The following is a 15,691-nucleotide window of genomic DNA, read 5'->3' as shown; positions in this document are numbered from 1 at the left end:
ATTGCATGCCTGCAAGGATTCTCGTGACGGGTATTCCCGGTCACTACACGCGCCTCGTAAATGGCGCTCACGGTTTGTCCGTCTCCTATGCGGAGCGCCAGAAACAACCGGAGACCAAAGAGGAGTTTCTGCAGGAGCTGCGCAATATCAGCAACACCGGCAATTACCTCATCGGTGAAGGTGCGCTGCGCGCGCTTTCACCCCATGCCAAGCACGTGCCGTTCTGGCATCTCTACAATTGCGCCAAGAACGGTGTCGGCCTCGACGAGTTCAACGCCAATTTCGATATCTGCGTCTTCACCTGCGCCAACCTGCTGCGCAAGGGCCTTTCGGCTGATGCTGAAGCCGATGTGCTCGAGAAGCTCAAGATGCCGATCGTCATGCTCGGCATTGGCCAGCAGAACCGCAAGGACCTGGAGAACAATCTGCCGGAGGGTACCAAGCGGCTCCTCGCCATCCTCAAGGACCGTGAGCATTTCTTCCTAACACGCGGCTTCGAGACGGAAGGTTTTCTCAAGGACCAGGGCTTCAAGTTCGTCCGGCCGACGGGCTGCCCATCCGTCTACTTCATGCCCGACAACATGCGCAAATCGCTCAAGAAACTGCCGGAAGTCGATGTCAGCAAGGCGCGCACCATCTTCTCCGGCTACCTCGGCGGCAACCAGGATACGGTGCTCGATGCCAAGGCGCTGCCCGGCGGCGACAGCGTCCCGCAATATGTGGTCCAGGATGAGTTTCTCCACTTCGACATGAGCGTCGAGCCCAATGCCGAGGGGCGTGTCTACGACACCGCGTCGGGCACGATGGTGGGCAATCTCGCCTACCCCGGCGCCGACAGGCTCGGCAAACCTTTCCAGGTGCGCACCTTCTTCGACACCAACCAATGGCGCGCCTGGGCTTCGTCGATGGACTTCAATCTGGGTCGCCGCTTCCACGGCTCGATCATCGCCATGCAGGCGGGCGTGCCGAGCCTGATGGTTGCGGTCGACGACCGGATGCGCGAAATGCTCGGCTACACCGGTTTGCCGGCGGTCGACATCAACGAGATCGACGGGGCCGAGAACCGCAGCGAATTCGTTGCCGCCCATCTGTCTAAGCTCAATGCTTCGGAACTCGTCGACCGATACTCCGATCGCGAGCGCGCATTCCGCTCGACTTTGCGGGAAATCGGCATCGGCCAGTAACTTCGTTAAAACAAAGAGATAGAGCGTTTCCGAGGGCTTCGTTCAAGCCGGAAACGCTCTGGCTGAACCTGGCATCCTCCCAAGGGCTCGTTCAAAGGACAGTTATGCGTATCTTACTTACAGGGATCCCCTCGTATCTGCAGCGCACGATCGGCTCGGTTGCCGGCAAAACGGTGCACCATCGTCCCTATTTCGACGAGGTGACGGCGAAAAAGGACTTCCTCTCCCAGGTCCGGAAGATTGCCAATACCGGCAACTATCTGATCGGCGAGGGAGCAGCCCAAAGCCTGCGGGGACATGACGTCACCTATGTGCCATTCTGGCATCTGGCCAATAACCGATCCTCGGACGAGGTTTACGAGCAGGCAAACCGCGAGTTCGATCTCTGCGTCTTTGCTTCCGCCAACCTGCTGCGGCCCGGATATTCCGCCGATCTCGAAGCCGAAGTCTTCGCCAAGCTGAAGATGCCAGTGGTGGTGATGGGCATTGGCATCCAGCGCAAGGAAGGCCTCAAGGAACTGCTGCCGGCCGGAACGCTCAAGTTCCTGGATGTGCTCAGGAACCGGGAAAGCTACTTCCTGACGCGCGGCTATTTCACCGCGGAGTTTCTGAAAGAGCAGGGGATGAAATTTGTCAAGCCGACAGGTTGCCCCTCGCTTTACTTCGCGCCCGATCAAATGGTCAGATCGCTCACGGCACTCGCCAATCCTGCTTTGGCTGATGCGCAGAAGATCGCCTTTGGCGGATATCTCGGCAGCGTCGCCGACACGATCGTCGACGCGCACGCGTTGCTGGGGCCGAAATCCGTTGCCAGTTACGTGGTCCAGGATGAAGTCATCGCCTACAATCTGGAACTGCCGGGTGACGATGCTACGCCGGTCTACGATCGCGCCAGGGGACTGATTACGGGCGAGACGCAATACAAGCACAAGGAAAAATGGCAGCGCGAGCACGAACTGATCGCATTCTTCGACACAAACCAGTGGCGCACCTGGACCACGAGCAGGGACATGTGCTTCGGCCGCAGGTTCCATGGTTGCATCATCGGAATGCAGGCGGGTGTTCCCGCACTGATGATCGCCGTGGACGACCGCATGCGTGAAATGCTGGAATTCATCGGCTTCCCCTATATCGAGGCGGGGACCTGGAACCGCGAAGGCGACAAGCGCACCTATCTCTCGAACTTCCTGTCGAAGATCGACGCGGAGGCGGCGATCGACCGCTACAGGGCCTGTGAGGCCAACTTCAGAAATGTGCTCGGACAGATTGGGATCTGAGCGCGGGATGTGGAACGTGGTGGCGCGCAGAGGCCTGCTTTGCGCGCTGCTTTCACTTCTGGCCTTCGAACCCAGTTCGGCGATCGGGCGCGATCGAAACCTGGCCGATATTGTCGGTATCAACAGGGTCAATCTCGCCTGGCTGGCACCGGATGAGCAGAGGAAAATCCTGGGCGATATCGCCGCGAGCGGTGCAACGCACGTGCGGCTGTCCCTGTCGACCCCGGTCGACAAGAGCATCGACGCGGTCGAAATCGCTCACGGCCTCGGGCTGAAGATCCTGCTGGAAATCCAGCTTACGAACCCGGATTACTATGCCGATGGCGTGCGCGCGCGAACGGGTTTCGGACGCATCTGGGACATTCGCCGCCTTTCCGACCTGGACCCCGTGAGATACCGTGAAAACCTCAGGGCGGCGCTTCACCGAATGGATGACGCCGGGGTCAGTCTTGCGGCCGTCGAGCCCGGTAACGAAATCAATTACAGCGCCTACAATGGTGACCTGGTCGTATTTCGCGAACCCGGCGCCGTCACACCACGTCGCGCATCCGATATCCGCAACCGGGGAGCCTTCGAGCGTGGATTGGCGACCTATGTCGAGATTGCCAGAATTACGAGGCAAGAGTTGAAGGCGACGGCCCACAGCAGGAACGCGGTGGTCGTCTCCGCCGGCCTCTCAGACATGAATGCCGGTGAGGCGGACCAAAGAGGCATGGAGCGTCTTGACCCGGAAGAAGTGATCGCACGCCTGAAATCGCTTGGTATCGACAGCTATGTCGACGCCTATGGCATTCACGTCTATCCGGGACGCAAGGCAGGGCCGAAGCTTGCGGGCTATATCCGTGATCTTCTTCGTTTCTGTGCGGCAGGGGATCGGGGCAAGCCCTGCTGGGTTACCGAGTGGGGGGTGGCAAACGCCGCCCGCTCATGCCCGCTCGACGATCGAAAACGGGCTGACGCGGTTGCAGCGATGCGGTCAGTGTTTCAAACCCTCATGTCGTCGGGCCGATTGACGGCCGCCTTCTACTACGACTGGGACACGCACGCCGCTTATGGTGTCTGGCGATGCGGTGGTCTCAGCTCTGCCGGAGTGAGGGCGATCGCCCCGAATTAGTCCGACGCATCGCTCGGAGCCGTCGTGCGCAGCGACACAGGTTGTGGCGCGACGCCGCTGCATACCGGATACCGCGCCGCCTTCCTCGCTGGCGCCATCCGGTCAACGTTCGCGGCGTCGAACGCACGGACGCTTTAGAGAAAGTCTGCCATCTCGGCGTTGTAGTAGACCTTGGTCCGCGGTCCAGCCAGAATGGGATCAATAATGCGGACGCATTCCTTGTAATGCTCGGTCCTGCGATGGTCTTCCAGCGCCTCTGCAGATCGAAAAACTTCGTAGATGAGAAAGGTGTTTTCGTCCTGCGGATCGCGCAGGACGTCGAAACGCAGGTTGCCCGGCTCGCTGCGCGTCCCTTCGTAGTTGATGCGAAAGGCCTCGAGAAATTCGGCCGCATGGCCTTCCTTGACCTTGATGTTGACCATCTGAATGAGCATGTCGTTTTCCTTGGTAACGTTAGAGCGGCACGCGGGCGCGTGCGAAGAATGGGGTTAGAGACCGGGAGCCTTCCACATGGCAGTGGTGACGCCTTCATCGACCAATTGACGTTGAAGCGCGTAGGCTCGGGCCCAACGCTCGCCGGCGTTGTCGTAGATCGCCTTGTGTTCGGCATTGGGTTCGAAGTGCCGGTCCCAACGAACCCAGCTTTCGGCGGCCTCGACGAAATTGCGGTGGAACCCAACGCCGATTGCCGCTGCAGCCGCACAGCCGAGAGCCGTCGCCTCTTTGACAACAGGTGTTACCACCGGCAGTCCGGTTGCGTCCGAAAGGATTTGCGACCAATGGGCGGACTTGGAGGCGCCGGCCGCAAAGACGATCTTTTCAGGCGTCTTGCTGGATAGCTTGAAAATGGCGGCGAGGTTGCGGGCCGCGACAATGGCCGCGTTTTCCTGCAGGGCGCGAAAGATAGCTGCCTTGCCGGATTTCTCCGGGTCGATGGAGAGGTTCAGCAGGGACGGGGCCGCATGATACCATTTTCCATAATGCATCACGTCCGAGAACACCGGGATAATGCCGTAGGCGCCTGGAGGAACCAGCGCCGCCTTCTGCTCGAGCAGGCGATAGGCGTCGCCACCGCTGCCGGCGGCGGCAATTTCCTCGGCGCCGAAGCTGTCGCGGAACCAGCGCATGACGATGCCGACGAAGAAGCTGATGGCCTCGGCCTGGTTGAGACCGGTCACGACGTGCGGGTTGATGCGCAGATCCATCGACGGATCCGTAACGGATGGCGCCACATTGACCACCTGCTGCCAGAAAGTGCCCCCAAGCACGGCGCAATCACCTTCGTTGACGACGCCGAGACCGGCCGCGCCGATCTGGCAGTCGCCGCCGCCCATCACCACCGGTGTGCCGGCGGCCAGGCCGGTCTCATCGGCTGCCTGTGACGTCACGTGACCGATCACGGTCCCTGGCTCGGCGCTCGGCGGGAAAATATCGTCTCGCATGCCGGCCCGTGTCATCGCATCCGGGAGCCAGTTGCGCGCCTTCAGGCTGTAGAGACCGGTCGTGCCGCCATTGGACGGATCGCTGGCGATCACGCCTGAAAGCCGTGCGAGCACCCAGTCTGAAAGCATGCTGACGCGATGCACACGATCATAGACATCTGGAAGGTTGCGTTTCAGCCAGAGCAGGCGGGGCAGGGCGCCAAGCGCAAACGTCTGGCCGGATTGGGCATAGAGTTCAGCCTCGAGTTGCGGAAAGTCCTGCTTCAGGGCGCGCACCTCGTTGTTGGCGCGGCTATCGACATTGGCGCATGCCCAGATTTCCTTGCCATCGCGATCGTAGGCGACAATGGCTTCGCGCATGCTGGTGGCGCTGACGGCCGCAATATCGGCTGCCCGGATGCCCGCATCGGCAATGACGCGGCGGACCGCCCGCGCCAGAAGGGCCCAATTGCCCGCGACATCGAAATCCATCGAGCCGGCAAAGCGCGGGTCAGGCTTGTGCCACCACTCATGCTGGGCGCTGGCGATTTGATTGCCGTTGTGGTCGAAGATGACGGCGCGTCCGCTGCCCGTGCCGGCGTCGACGGCGAGGAGATATCTTGCATTCATTGTAATGCTCAGTCCTTGATCTCGAGCAGTCCGGCGGCGGTCGTTTCATCGGTGATGAGGATGCCGACGAATTTTCCCCGCAAGGCGGAATGGATGGCTTGTACCTTTTGCAGGCCACCTGCCGCGGCCACGACTTTCTCTGCGCGCGACAGGGTCGCAAGCTTCACCCCGATGACGCGATCGTGCAGCGGCAGATCGAGCACCTCGCCCTGTTCGTTGTAAAACTGGCAAAGGATATCGCCGACCGCACCCTTGCGGCGCAGCGGCTCCACTTCATCCGGAGTGACATAACCGGAGCGCACGACCGTCGAGGCGGGCGAAAGCTCACCGATGCCGACGAGCTGAAACGATGCGTTGAGCGCCATATCGAGCAGGTTGGCGACAGCTGGCTCGGAGGAGAGGTTGCTTGCAACCTGCGGGTCTCTGACGACAAGAGGTGCGGGGACAAGATGGACGCTGCTACCCCAATTGGCGGTGCGCATGCCGTCCACATAGGTGCCGACGCCGCCGGTCAGGCTGACGAGGCCGATATCGCGTTCGTTGGCGAGATGACCGAGACGTTGGATCGTGTTGCTGACGGTGGCGCCCCAGCCGACCGCCAGGAGGTCGCCATGTTGCAGGCGCTGCATGAGGAATTGGGCGGCCGCCTGGCCCAGACGGTCGCTCGGGTCCTGATCGGGCAACTGTGGCACGACATAGGCCTCCAGCAGCCCGTAGCGTTCCTTGATCTCGCGTTCGAGTGTCAGGCATCCCTGATAGCGCGAATTGATGCGCACCTGGATAATGCCCGAACGGCGGCCACTCTCCAGCAGACGAGACACCTTGATGCGCGACATGTTCAGCCGTTCGCCGATCTCGTTCTGGGTCAAGCCGTCATTGTAGTAGTACCAGGCAATGCGGGTGAGGGTCTCCTCGTCCGCATCCGCGTAACTCCACTCGCCATTGTCCGAAGCCATGCGGCTCATTCCTTTGGGTTGTTGTGATCATTTGAGTATCGCAAAAACATTTGATACGTCAACGGTGCTGTGCTTCGAAAAAATCTATTGCTCGGCAACCAGCTGTTTTCACGCACTTATTTGCACATTGCCTGCCTAAATACCCGGATTCGTTTCCGTTCGGTACTGCTGACCATATTGACGGCAATCGGGCGTTATGATCACATGATGGCAGTCGAGTACATTTGAACAGGTGGGGAATGATGAAGGAACAAGCGGCCGGGAGGGTCGCCCTTCTGGAGGACATCTGGAAATCCTATGGTGCTGTGCCTGTCCTGAAGGGCGTCTCGCTGGCGCTCGAAGCCGGAGAGGTGCACGCACTTCTCGGAGGCAACGGCGCAGGCAAATCCAGCCTGATGAAAATCATGTCCGGAGTGATTCCGGCCAATTCGGGCCGGATCGAAATCAACGGCCGGACGTTGACGCACGCCTCGCCGGCGCTCGCCCAGGATCTCGGTCTCTATCTCGTGCCGCAGGAAGCGCATATCCTGCCAAACCAGACGGTCTTGGAGAATATCTGCCTGGGCCTGAAACCGTCACCACGCTCGCTGCGGCCGCGCGTCGAGGCGCTTGTCGCCGAGCTCGCCGTTACCGTCGATCTCGATGCGCAGGCAGCCTCGCTCGAGATCGCCGAGCGGCAGATCGTCGAAATCTTGCGTGGCCTGGTGCGGGACGCCCGCGTCCTTATCCTCGACGAGCCGACCTCGGCCCTGACCCCCTTCGAGACGAGCGCGCTTTTCGAGCGCGTGCGCAAACTGCAGGGCCAAGGCGTCGGCATTTTCTTCATTTCCCACAAGCTGCGGGAAATCCGGGAAATCTGCAGCACCATCAGTGTGCTGCGGGACGGCGTCATCGTGCTCTCGGGACCGCTCGACGAGCATACGGACGCTGAGATCGTCGAGGCGATGAGCCGTGTACAGCTTGTAGCCGACGGCGGTACCGCCAAGGCCGGGCGCAAGGTGGCGCAGATCGGTCAACCGAGGCTCACGGTGCGCGGGCTGTCGGGAGAGGGCTTTCGCGATATCGACCTCGATGTCCGGGCAGGAGAGATCCTCGGTCTTGCCGGTGTCGTCGGTGCCGGGCGCACGGAGTTTGCCGAGACGCTTTTCGGCCTGCGCAGAGAAAGCGCCGGGAGCGTGCATCTGGAAGGCAAGGAGCTGAAGAACCGGCAGCCACGGTCGTGCATCGATCATGGCCTCGTCTATCTGCCCGAAGACCGCCAGCAGAACGGCCTCTTCCTCGAAGCACCGCTCTACTGGAATGTCTCGTCCTATCTGATCCATCGGCTGCCGTTTTTCCTGCGATCGGGGACAGAGCGCCGGATCTTCGACGGCTTCCGCGACAGCATGGGCATCAAATGCACCGGCGCCGGGCAGGCAGCCCGTGGTCTCTCCGGGGGCAACCAGCAGAAGGTCCTCATGGCAAAGTGCCTGTCGGCGGGACCAAAGGTTTTGATCCTCGACGAGCCGACGCGTGGGGTCGACGTTGCTGCGCGAAATGACATCTACGCGCTGATCCGCACGCTCGCCGGCGAAGGCGTCGCCATCGTCCTCATATCCTCCGACTTCGACGAGATCGAGCAATTGGCCGATCGCGTGCAGGTTATGGCCTTTGGCCGGCACGGCGGCGAACTTTCGGACGCGATCAGCGTCGATGCAATCGCCAGACTGGCCTTCGGCGCCTCGGAGCCCAATCATGCTTGATCTCTTTGCCCGCAACCGCGTGGTCACGCTCGTCCTCATCCTGGCGCTTGCCTACGCCGCAATCGGCGCGGCGGCGCCGGGTTACCTCTCCGGAGCAACGCTCTCGACCGTGCTGTCGAGCAGCCTGGTGCTGATGCTGATCTCGCTCGGTACCATGGTCGTCATCCTGACGCGCAACATCGATGTGTCGAGCGGCTCTGTGCTCGGCCTGAGTGCCGCTGTGCTTGGCCTGCTGTTGAACGCCGGGTTCAGCCTGCCGGTCGCGATCGTGTTTTCCCTCTTCACCGGTGCCCTGGCCGGTGCGTTCAACGGGCTGATGGTCGCCTATCTCGGCATACCGTCGATCGTCGCCACGCTGGGCACGCTTGGTCTTTATCGCGGCATCATGCTGGTCATGACCGGAGGGCGCTGGATCGAGGACCTGCCGCAGGACCTGAAGGCGCTTTCCGCCAATCTCGGCTCCGGCTTTTCGGCGCTGTCAATCGTCGTCGTTTTCCTGATCGTCACGCTCTGGCTGTTCCTGCGCAAGACGCGTTTCGGCCGCTTCTTCTATGCGGTCGGCGACAACAAGGCGGCTGCACACCACCTCGGCGTGCCGGTGCGGCGCGTGCAATTCGCGGCTTTCGTGGCGGCCGGATCTTGCGCCGCGCTGGCCGGCGTCGTCTTTGCCGCCCAGATCGGCTTCATCCCGAACCAGGCGGGGAACGGCATCGAACTCAAGGCGATCGCCGTCAACGTTCTTGGCGGCGTCAGCCTTCTCGGTGGCACCGGCTCGGTCGCGGGCGTTGTCGCTGCGGTGACCTTCATCACATCGATCGACAGTGCACTCGTGTTCCTGAAGATCCCCGCCTACTGGAACGACTTCATCGCCGGTGCACTGTTGCTGTCGGTTCTGCTTCTTGACGGCCGCATCCGTCAACTGATCGAGCGGCGCATTCGTGCACGCCGCTACGCCATCCATGATCGTGCGTCCGCCCACGACACCAAGTCTTCGACAACCAGGATCGCGGAGGCGCGCCGATGAAAAAGTTGATCTTCCGTTGGGAGACTGCGTTGCTCGCCATGCTGGTGGCAGAGCTTGCGATCTTCGGCATCATCAACCCGCGCTTCCTCAATCCTGCAAACCTGATCTACGGCACCTCGGATTTCGTCCAGATCGGCATCGTCGCCTTGCCGCTGACCTTGGTGATCATCGCCGGCGGCATCGATGTGTCCTTCGCATCGGCCATCGGCCTTGCGGCAATCGTGTTCGGGGTTGCGACCTTCTACGCCGTACCGCTGCCGCTATCGATCTTGCTGTCGCTTGCGACCGGCGCAGTTTGCGGCCTCTTCAATGCCACAGTTATTCACCTGTCGAAGATCCAGCCGCTCGTCGTTACCCTCGGCAGTCTCTATCTGTTTCAGGGGACTGCGACCGTCGCCTCGGGCCTTGTCGGGGCTGGCGGTTACGAGGGGATCGGCAACTTCCCGGAAGCCTTCAATGGGTTCGGCTACGCACAGCTGTTCGGGCTGCCCGCGACCCTTGCCGTCTTTCTAGGGCTTGCCTTCGTTCTGGTCGTACTGCTGCATTTCACGCGCTTCGGCCGTGCTGTCTTTCTTGTTGGACAATCGGAGAATGCGGCCCGTTTCGCCGGCATTCCGGTGGCCACCATCCAGACGATCACCTACGTCGTCACCGGGCTGTGTGCCGCAATAGCGGGGCTCGTCATGTCCGCCTATTTCGGCTCGGCGCGCGTCGATCTCGGCGCCGCGACATTGCTGCCGGCCGTCACCGCGGCGGTCCTCGGAGGGGCGTCCATCTACGGCGGCCAGGGTTCCATTCTCGGAACGCTCATTGCCACATTCGTCATCGGCTATCTGCAGCAGGGCCTGCAGGCAAGCGGTGTTTCAAGCCAGATTTCCAGCGCACTTTCGGGAGGGTTGCTGGTTATAGCGGTCGCATTGCGCCACGGAAGCGCTTTGCTTGCCGATTTCGTCGCCGTTGCCAGGCAGCAGAAGGGCCGGGCGGCAGTTACTTCAGGAGGAGAAAAAACATGACCAACACATTGATCAAAAACGCTGTTCTTGCGGCCAGCCTTCTTGCTGGCACCATGCTCGCGTCCGGAACGGCACAGGCCGAATCCCAGATCGCCTTCATCCCCAAGCTGGTCGGGGTCGGTTTCTTTACCAGCGGCGGTGCTGGCGCCGTGAAAGCCGGCGAAGAAGTCGGCGCCAAGGTGACCTACGATGGTCCGACCGAGCCGAGCGTCTCGGGGCAGGTGCAGTTCATCAACAACTACGTCAACCAGGGCTACAACGCCATCATCGTTTCGTCCGTTTCGCCGGATGGACTGTGCCCGGCGCTGAAGCGTGCAATGGAGCGCGGTGTGCTGGTGATGACGTGGGACAGCGACGTCAATCCGGATTGCCGGAGCTACTACATCAACCAGGGCACGCCCGAACAGCTTGGCAGCCTGCTCGTCGACATGGCGGGAGAGGGCGTGAAGAAGGAAAAGGCGAAGGTTGCCTTCTTCTATTCGAGCCCGACCGTCACCGACCAGAACGCATGGGCGGAAGCTGCCAAGGCGAAGATCGCCAAGGAGCATCCCGGCTGGGAGATCGTCACCACGCAGTATGGCTACAATGACGCGCAGAAGTCGTTGCAGACGGCCGAAAGCATCCTGCAGACTTACCCGGATCTCGACGCGATCATCGCGCCAGATGCCAACGCTTTGCCGGCCGCTGCCCAGGCCGCCGAAAACCTGAAGCGGGCCGACGGTGTGACCATCGTCGGGTTCTCGACGCCCAATGTCATGCGTCCTTACATCGAGCGGGGCACGATCAAGCGGTTCGGCCTCTGGGATGTGACCCAGCAGGGCAAGATCTCGGTCTTTGTCGCCGACCACGTCTTGAAGAACGGGCCGATGAAGGTCGGTGACAAGCTGGAAGTTCCAGGCGTCGGCACGGTCGAAGTCTCGGCCAACAAGGTCCAGGGCTACGATTACGAGGCCGAAGGCAACGGTATCGTACTGCTGCCCGAGCGTACCGTCTTCACCAAGGACAACATCGGCAATTTCGACTTCTGATCCTGAAAACACCATACCGGGCGGCCAGCGAGTGGCCGCCCGTTCTCAACTGCTGAAAAATGGAAATCCATCATGAAGAGCCGCTGGAACGACATCGACGCCGACCGTTATTTGGAGGCCGCCCGGTCCGCCGGTCATAGCGAAGCGTTGGGGCTGCGCATCTATACCTCGCGCATCATCGGCGGCGATCCGGATCTCGTGCTACACGGCGGAGGCAATACCTCGGTCAAGGTGACGGGCGAGGATGGTTCAGCGCTCATGCATATCAAAGGCAGCGGCTGGGATCTCGATACCATCGAGGCGCCAGGCCTGCCGGCGGTGCGGCTGCCGGAGCTTCTGGCCGCGCGCGACGGACCCAGACTTTCCGACCCCGATATGGTCGCCTTGCTGCGCGCCAATCTGCTGGATGCCGCCGCACCCAATCCCTCGGTGGAGGCGCTTTTGCACGCCTTCATCCCGCACGACTTCGTTGACCACACGCATGCGACCGCGATCCTCGCGCTGGCGGACCAACCCGACATGCGCGATACCGTTGCGCGCATCTACAACGGCCGCGTCGCCTATGTGCCATATGTGATGCCGGGCTTTGACCTGTCTATCGAAGCAGATCGTATCTTTCAGGCGCAACCGGATTGCGAAGGCCTCTGGCTCGAAAACCATGGCCTGTTCACATTCGCCGGTACGGCCCGCGCATCCTACGAACTGATGATCGAATTCGTAGACATTGCGGAACAGGAGCTCGCCCGAAAAGAGGTTGTGCTGACGGGACCCCAGCCAAATGATCGCGTGGCTGACGCCGGCCTGACGGCGCGACTGGCCAAGGCCTTGGCTGGTCCCGGCTCTCCCTTCGAACATGCGGTGTCGGTCGAATTTCGCTCGACGCCAGCCATTCGCACCTACGCGTCGCGGGGGGACCTTGAGAGCGTTTCCCGAAGAGGTACGGTAACGCCGGATCACGTCATCCGCATCAAGCCGTGGCCGATGATAATCGAACCAGAGGCGGATGCGGACGAGATCGCGGCGGTCGTTGAACGCTATCGTGCCGAGTACCGCGCGTATTTCCAGCGGAATGCCGGCCGAACGCCTGTTCCGAAGACCATGCTGGATGCCTATCCACGCGTCGTGGTCGTGCGCGGCGAAGGTATATTCGCAATCGGAGGAAACGCCAGAGCCGCGCGGATCGCAGGGGACCTGTGCGAGCAGGCAACACGCACGATCAATGCTGCCGAATCCTACGGCCGCTACACGCCTATTGGAGAAGCTGATCTGTTCGACATGGAATACTGGGTGCTCGAACAGGCGAAGCTGAAGGTCAATCAGGCGTCCTGACCTTTTGGGTATGAGCCCCGGAGGCAGACAACGAAAGAGAACAAAATGGCGCCGTGTCATGACGGCGCCGGATAACAACTCTGGTTGCTTCGCCTCCATCGGGAAAGCACGCGGCGATCCTGCGCAGTTGCGGCATCACCGCGAACCGGAGTTTTGGCCTGGTGAGAGCCCGTCGAGCAGGAAGTCGAGGCCCTTCCTGAAAGTGCCGTCCCAATCGCTGTCCAACAGCAGACGGGCGCGTTCGATTGTCGGATAGTGTTCGCTGAGACCTGTAAGGCGTTGTTGCGCGGCGGCTCGGTCATCGTCCGAGAGGCCGAAGCTCGCACGAGTGATCGTGGCGCCCATCACATAGTTCCACAAAGACCATATCGCGACGTTCAGGTCTGCGTCCGCCACACCGGCTCTCGACAAGGTCTTGCTCAGCAGTTCCAGGCGATTGAGGATGTTCGGGCCGAGCGCCCGGCGCGACAGCAACGACGCCGACCACGGATGGCGCAGCATGCTGGCCCGCCAGTCTTGGAGCAGGTGAACGGCTTCATCGCGCCAGTCCTCTGGCTCATCCACTTGCGGCGCTCCGCGGTATTCAAGCACCGCATCGAGCGCCAGATCAAAGACCTCCTCCTTGTTGTCGACATGCCAGTACAGGCTCATTGCGCCCGCGCCGAGGCGATCGGCCAGCCGACGCATCTTCAATCCGTCGACCCCTTCGGCGTCCAGCAGCTCTACCGCGGTGGCCACGATCCGATCCAGAGAGAGAGGCGGGTCACCGTGTGGTTCCTGCACGGACTGGAGTGATACACTCTTCCGTTGAGATCGGTTGCTCTGCGCGCTGCTGCGTTTGGCTGCCATCCGCTTTCCCTGCTGATCAGAACGTCGTTCTAAGCCGACAATGCGACGAATGTCGATACTCACCGATTGACTCGTACGCTGTACGATGCAATCTAATCGTACAGCGTACGAGTCAACCTTGTAACGAGCTAAAATTCAATCCTGCAGACCGCGAGGGTACATCGCTCGCAGTTCTCAAGGCCGAGAGAAGATTATGTCACGCACAATCAAGCATGTGCTTATCGGAGGGGTAATCATCATGACCATGGCAGTTCCCACGGTGGCGCCAGCGAATGAGAAAGATCGCAAGCTGACCATCGTCAATCCACAAACACTCTATGATCCGACGCCGAACGGCTACAGCACGGCGGTGATCATGCCGCGCGAAGGCCGGGTCGCCTACATCTCCGGGCAAGGAGGCCAAGACGGCACTGGAGCCTTGTCGCCCGACTTCGCCGCTCAGGTTAAGCAGGGCTACGCGAATTTGCGCGCCGCCCTCGATGCGCTTGGCGCCCGGACGGATCAGGTTGCCAAGCTCACGGTCTTCGTGGTCGACCATGATATGTCCAAGCTTGGGGTATTGACCAAGAGCGTCAAGGAAATGTTCGGCGAGGCGCTGCCAGCGCAGACCTTGATCCCGGTACCGAAACTGGCGGTCGACGGCATGCTGTTCGAAGTGGAGGCCGTGGCCCTGCTCGATTAGCGCGGGCATCATCCGCCGCATCTCGGTGACGTGGCAGTCGGGCGTACGCGCCCTCTGGAGCCAGAGCGGCCTTCCGAATTAATTGTGCTGGTGGCCAGTTCCATCTGCGCTTTGGTGGAGATGCTGCTCCTCGGGTTGGGCCCGCAATTCGTTGATCTGCGCCGTCCTGGTGGTCAGATACGAGATGAGGTCCGATGCGTCGCTCGCCGACAGGCCGAGGTTCGGCATGCGGACGCCTTTGTATTTCGCGTCGAGATCGGCGAGGATCGGGTCTTTGTTTGCGCGCAGTCGGGCCGGATTCGTGATCATCTCCGACAACCACAGGCCGTCACGCCTGTCCGTGACGCCGAGGAGATCGGGCCAGCATGGTCGATTACGCCGACTGTGTGGCAAGGTGCGCAGATCTTCCTGAATAGAACCTGCCCCGGTTCACGGCCGATCGTCAGGTCTCGCGGGTCGTGATTCGCCGCCAGAGCATCCAGCCAAACGTGACGCCGATCCGTCCAGTCCGGCTCCATATGACGCTCCACAAACGCCCCAGTTAGATCCACCTATGAACGTTGTGCGGAGGCCGGAAGAATGCCCTTCAGGATCGTCTCGGTGATCGTTATCGCCGCGGTCTCGTAGTCCTCTGCCTTCAGACGCGGCTTCTTCAGGCCGTCGGCGGCGATGGGTTCGAAATCCGCGTAGTACTGCGTCGATGCCCAGAGCATGATGAACAGGTGGCGCGGATCGACGGGCAGCATCTTTCCCGCTGCGATCCATCCCTCGACGACGGCCACATGCGCGTCCGTGACCTGGCGCATATGGTCGCGATCCTTCTTCTTCAGGAATCGGGCGCCCTGGATGATCTCGCTGGCGAAGAGCCGGGATTCTGCCGTGTTCTTGCGGGTGTAGTCGAGTTTCGCCTTGATGTAGAGGCGGAAGGCCTCGGCCGGCTCGCGATCCGGCGAAATGTATTTCAGCGCATCGTCCCAGCTGGCGATGAGGTGGGAGATGATGGCCTTATAGATCTCTTCCTTGGAGGCAAAGTAGTAATAGACGTTGGCCTTGGGCAGTCCCGAGGCCTCGGCGATTTCGGCGATGCGCGTGCCATCGAAGCCCTTGCGCGCGAAGATCTCGATCCCGGCCTTGATGATCAGACGCATATTGCGCTCGCGGATGCGTTCCTCCGGATCTCGTGCTGCCTTTGCCATGCGATCTCGCCTCCATCTCGCCGCCGCTCCCTACCAGACAATCATGCGTGGCGGCGAGGCCGTTTGCGCAATTTCCGAGTTTTCCGGCGAAATGCAAGCGCATCGCCATTTGCCTAAAACCTGACTATCTGGTCAAAAAAACCTGACGGTGCAGTCATTTTTTCTCTCAAGAAAGTTGACACTTTGGTCAGCTTTTGTCTAGTCTCCTTTCAACGAGTTGGAGGGGTGGTGTGATGCCGGCACGAC

Annotated in this window: 15 protein-coding genes; 9 read left to right on the top strand and 6 right to left on the bottom strand. The window is 61.0% G+C overall.

Annotation, left to right across the window (positions count from 1 at the left end; genetic code table 11):
- The first annotated feature begins 5 nt into the window (after positions 1-5).
- The 3 genes from BLJAPNOD_RS32955 to BLJAPNOD_RS32945 all read left to right on the top strand — a co-directional run bounded on the left by BLJAPNOD_RS32955 (position 6) and on the right by BLJAPNOD_RS32945 (position 3,575).
- Entirely contained in the window at positions 6-1,184 is a 1,179-nt protein-coding gene (locus BLJAPNOD_RS32955) for a polysaccharide pyruvyl transferase family protein (protein ID WP_115422925.1), read from the top strand.
- 104 nt (positions 1,185-1,288) lie between these two features.
- Positions 1,289-2,461 carry a polysaccharide pyruvyl transferase family protein gene (locus BLJAPNOD_RS32950; RefSeq protein WP_077502430.1) on the top strand — a complete coding sequence of 391 codons (1,173 nt, stop codon included), beginning with the start codon at positions 1,289-1,291 and terminating at the stop codon, positions 2,459-2,461.
- A 16-nt stretch (positions 2,462-2,477) separates the two neighbouring features.
- On the top strand, positions 2,478-3,575 hold the full coding sequence (locus tag BLJAPNOD_RS32945; RefSeq protein WP_244611195.1) for a glycosyl hydrolase: 1,098 nt from the start codon (positions 2,478-2,480) through the stop codon (positions 3,573-3,575).
- Positions 3,576-3,709: 134 nt separating this feature from the next.
- Here BLJAPNOD_RS32945 and BLJAPNOD_RS32940 read toward each other — a convergent pair whose 3' ends face one another.
- From BLJAPNOD_RS32940 to BLJAPNOD_RS32930, 3 genes are read right to left on the bottom strand one after another with little or no spacing between them, the layout of a single operon-like run.
- Positions 3,710-4,009, bottom strand: a complete 300-nt coding sequence (locus BLJAPNOD_RS32940; protein WP_077502428.1) for an antibiotic biosynthesis monooxygenase — start codon at positions 4,007-4,009, stop codon at positions 3,710-3,712.
- A gap of 54 nt (positions 4,010-4,063) precedes the next feature.
- Positions 4,064-5,626 (bottom strand): autoinducer-2 kinase, encoded by a 1,563-nt coding sequence (gene lsrK / locus BLJAPNOD_RS32935; protein ID WP_199566093.1) that lies wholly within the window; start codon positions 5,624-5,626, stop codon positions 4,064-4,066.
- A gap of 8 nt (positions 5,627-5,634) precedes the next feature.
- A complete protein-coding gene (locus tag BLJAPNOD_RS32930) occupies positions 5,635-6,582 on the bottom strand; it encodes a sugar-binding transcriptional regulator (protein WP_077502426.1) in 948 nt (315 codons plus the stop codon).
- Positions 6,583-6,821: 239 nt separating this feature from the next.
- Here BLJAPNOD_RS32930 and lsrA point away from each other — a divergent pair, with 239 nt between their 5' ends.
- The 5 genes from lsrA to BLJAPNOD_RS32905 all read left to right on the top strand — a co-directional run bounded on the left by lsrA (position 6,822) and on the right by BLJAPNOD_RS32905 (position 12,718).
- Entirely contained in the window at positions 6,822-8,324 is a 1,503-nt protein-coding gene (lsrA, locus tag BLJAPNOD_RS32925; RefSeq protein WP_115422923.1) for an autoinducer 2 ABC transporter ATP-binding protein LsrA, read from the top strand.
- Positions 8,317-9,348, top strand: coding sequence for an autoinducer 2 ABC transporter permease LsrC (gene lsrC / locus BLJAPNOD_RS32920; protein ID WP_077502424.1), 1,032 nt, complete (start codon positions 8,317-8,319; stop codon positions 9,346-9,348). Before lsrA ends, lsrC begins: the two co-directional genes overlap by 8 nt.
- The gene (locus BLJAPNOD_RS32915; protein WP_077502423.1) at positions 9,345-10,361 is read left to right on the top strand and encodes an autoinducer 2 import system permease LsrD; all 1,017 of its coding nucleotides are present in this window, start codon (positions 9,345-9,347) and stop codon (positions 10,359-10,361) included. Before lsrC ends, BLJAPNOD_RS32915 begins: the two co-directional genes overlap by 4 nt.
- Positions 10,358-11,389 (top strand): autoinducer 2 ABC transporter substrate-binding protein LsrB, encoded by a 1,032-nt coding sequence (gene lsrB, locus BLJAPNOD_RS32910; protein ID WP_077502422.1) that lies wholly within the window; start codon positions 10,358-10,360, stop codon positions 11,387-11,389. The genes BLJAPNOD_RS32915 and lsrB overlap by 4 nt, the downstream gene beginning before the upstream one ends.
- A 72-nt stretch (positions 11,390-11,461) precedes the next feature.
- Complete coding sequence (locus BLJAPNOD_RS32905) at positions 11,462-12,718, top strand: class II aldolase (RefSeq protein WP_115422922.1); 1,257 nt, start codon at positions 11,462-11,464, stop codon at positions 12,716-12,718.
- A gap of 135 nt (positions 12,719-12,853) precedes the next feature.
- Here BLJAPNOD_RS32905 and BLJAPNOD_RS32900 read toward each other — a convergent pair whose 3' ends face one another.
- The gene (locus tag BLJAPNOD_RS32900) at positions 12,854-13,567 is read right to left on the bottom strand and encodes a TetR/AcrR family transcriptional regulator C-terminal domain-containing protein (protein ID WP_077502420.1); all 714 of its coding nucleotides are present in this window, start codon (positions 13,565-13,567) and stop codon (positions 12,854-12,856) included.
- A gap of 193 nt (positions 13,568-13,760) precedes the next feature.
- On the opposite strand from BLJAPNOD_RS32900, the gene BLJAPNOD_RS32895 reads away from it, so the two are divergent.
- Positions 13,761-14,249 carry a RidA family protein gene (locus tag BLJAPNOD_RS32895; protein WP_077502419.1) on the top strand — a complete coding sequence of 163 codons (489 nt, stop codon included), beginning with the start codon at positions 13,761-13,763 and terminating at the stop codon, positions 14,247-14,249.
- Positions 14,250-14,327: 78 nt separating this feature from the next.
- Here the strand turns inward: BLJAPNOD_RS32895 and BLJAPNOD_RS32890 are convergent, their stop codons facing one another.
- Both BLJAPNOD_RS32890 and BLJAPNOD_RS32885 read right to left on the bottom strand, forming a co-directional pair.
- Positions 14,328-14,558, bottom strand: a complete 231-nt coding sequence (locus BLJAPNOD_RS32890) for a hypothetical protein (RefSeq protein WP_115422921.1) — start codon at positions 14,556-14,558, stop codon at positions 14,328-14,330.
- 242 nt (positions 14,559-14,800) lie between these two features.
- Entirely contained in the window at positions 14,801-15,445 is a 645-nt protein-coding gene (locus tag BLJAPNOD_RS32885; RefSeq protein ID WP_077502417.1) for a TetR family transcriptional regulator C-terminal domain-containing protein, read from the bottom strand.
- Between the last annotated feature and the right edge of the window lie 246 nt (positions 15,446-15,691).

It is taken from the genome of Ensifer sp. M14 (assembly GCF_003355565.1).
Classification (GTDB): domain Bacteria; phylum Pseudomonadota; class Alphaproteobacteria; order Rhizobiales; family Rhizobiaceae; genus Ensifer.
This window is presented reverse-complemented; position numbering and strand designations above follow the sequence as displayed.

Bases quoted from the DNA above. Each gene is read 5' to 3' on its own strand.
- BLJAPNOD_RS32955 (WP_115422925.1), top strand. From the start codon at position 6: ATGCCTGCAAGGATTCTCGTGACGGGTATTCCCGGTCACTACACGCGC.
- BLJAPNOD_RS32950 (WP_077502430.1), top strand. From the start codon at position 1,289: ATGCGTATCTTACTTACAGGGATCCCCTCGTATCTGCAGCGCACGATC.
- BLJAPNOD_RS32940 (WP_077502428.1), bottom strand. From the start codon at position 4,009: ATGCTCATTCAGATGGTCAACATCAAGGTCAAGGAAGGCCATGCGGCC.
- lsrK (WP_199566093.1), bottom strand. From the start codon at position 5,626: ATGAATGCAAGATATCTCCTCGCCGTCGACGCCGGCACGGGCAGCGGA.
- BLJAPNOD_RS32930 (WP_077502426.1), bottom strand. From the start codon at position 6,582: ATGGCTTCGGACAATGGCGAGTGGAGTTACGCGGATGCGGACGAGGAG.
- lsrA (WP_115422923.1), top strand. From the start codon at position 6,822: ATGATGAAGGAACAAGCGGCCGGGAGGGTCGCCCTTCTGGAGGACATC.
- lsrC (WP_077502424.1), top strand. From the start codon at position 8,317: ATGCTTGATCTCTTTGCCCGCAACCGCGTGGTCACGCTCGTCCTCATC.
- BLJAPNOD_RS32915 (WP_077502423.1), top strand. From the start codon at position 9,345: ATGAAAAAGTTGATCTTCCGTTGGGAGACTGCGTTGCTCGCCATGCTG.
- lsrB (WP_077502422.1), top strand. From the start codon at position 10,358: ATGACCAACACATTGATCAAAAACGCTGTTCTTGCGGCCAGCCTTCTT.
- BLJAPNOD_RS32905 (WP_115422922.1), top strand. From the start codon at position 11,462: ATGAAGAGCCGCTGGAACGACATCGACGCCGACCGTTATTTGGAGGCC.
- BLJAPNOD_RS32900 (WP_077502420.1), bottom strand. From the start codon at position 13,567: ATGGCAGCCAAACGCAGCAGCGCGCAGAGCAACCGATCTCAACGGAAG.
- BLJAPNOD_RS32895 (WP_077502419.1), top strand. From the start codon at position 13,761: ATGTCACGCACAATCAAGCATGTGCTTATCGGAGGGGTAATCATCATG.
- BLJAPNOD_RS32890 (WP_115422921.1), bottom strand. From the start codon at position 14,558: ATGATCACGAATCCGGCCCGACTGCGCGCAAACAAAGACCCGATCCTC.
- BLJAPNOD_RS32885 (WP_077502417.1), bottom strand. From the start codon at position 15,445: ATGGCAAAGGCAGCACGAGATCCGGAGGAACGCATCCGCGAGCGCAAT.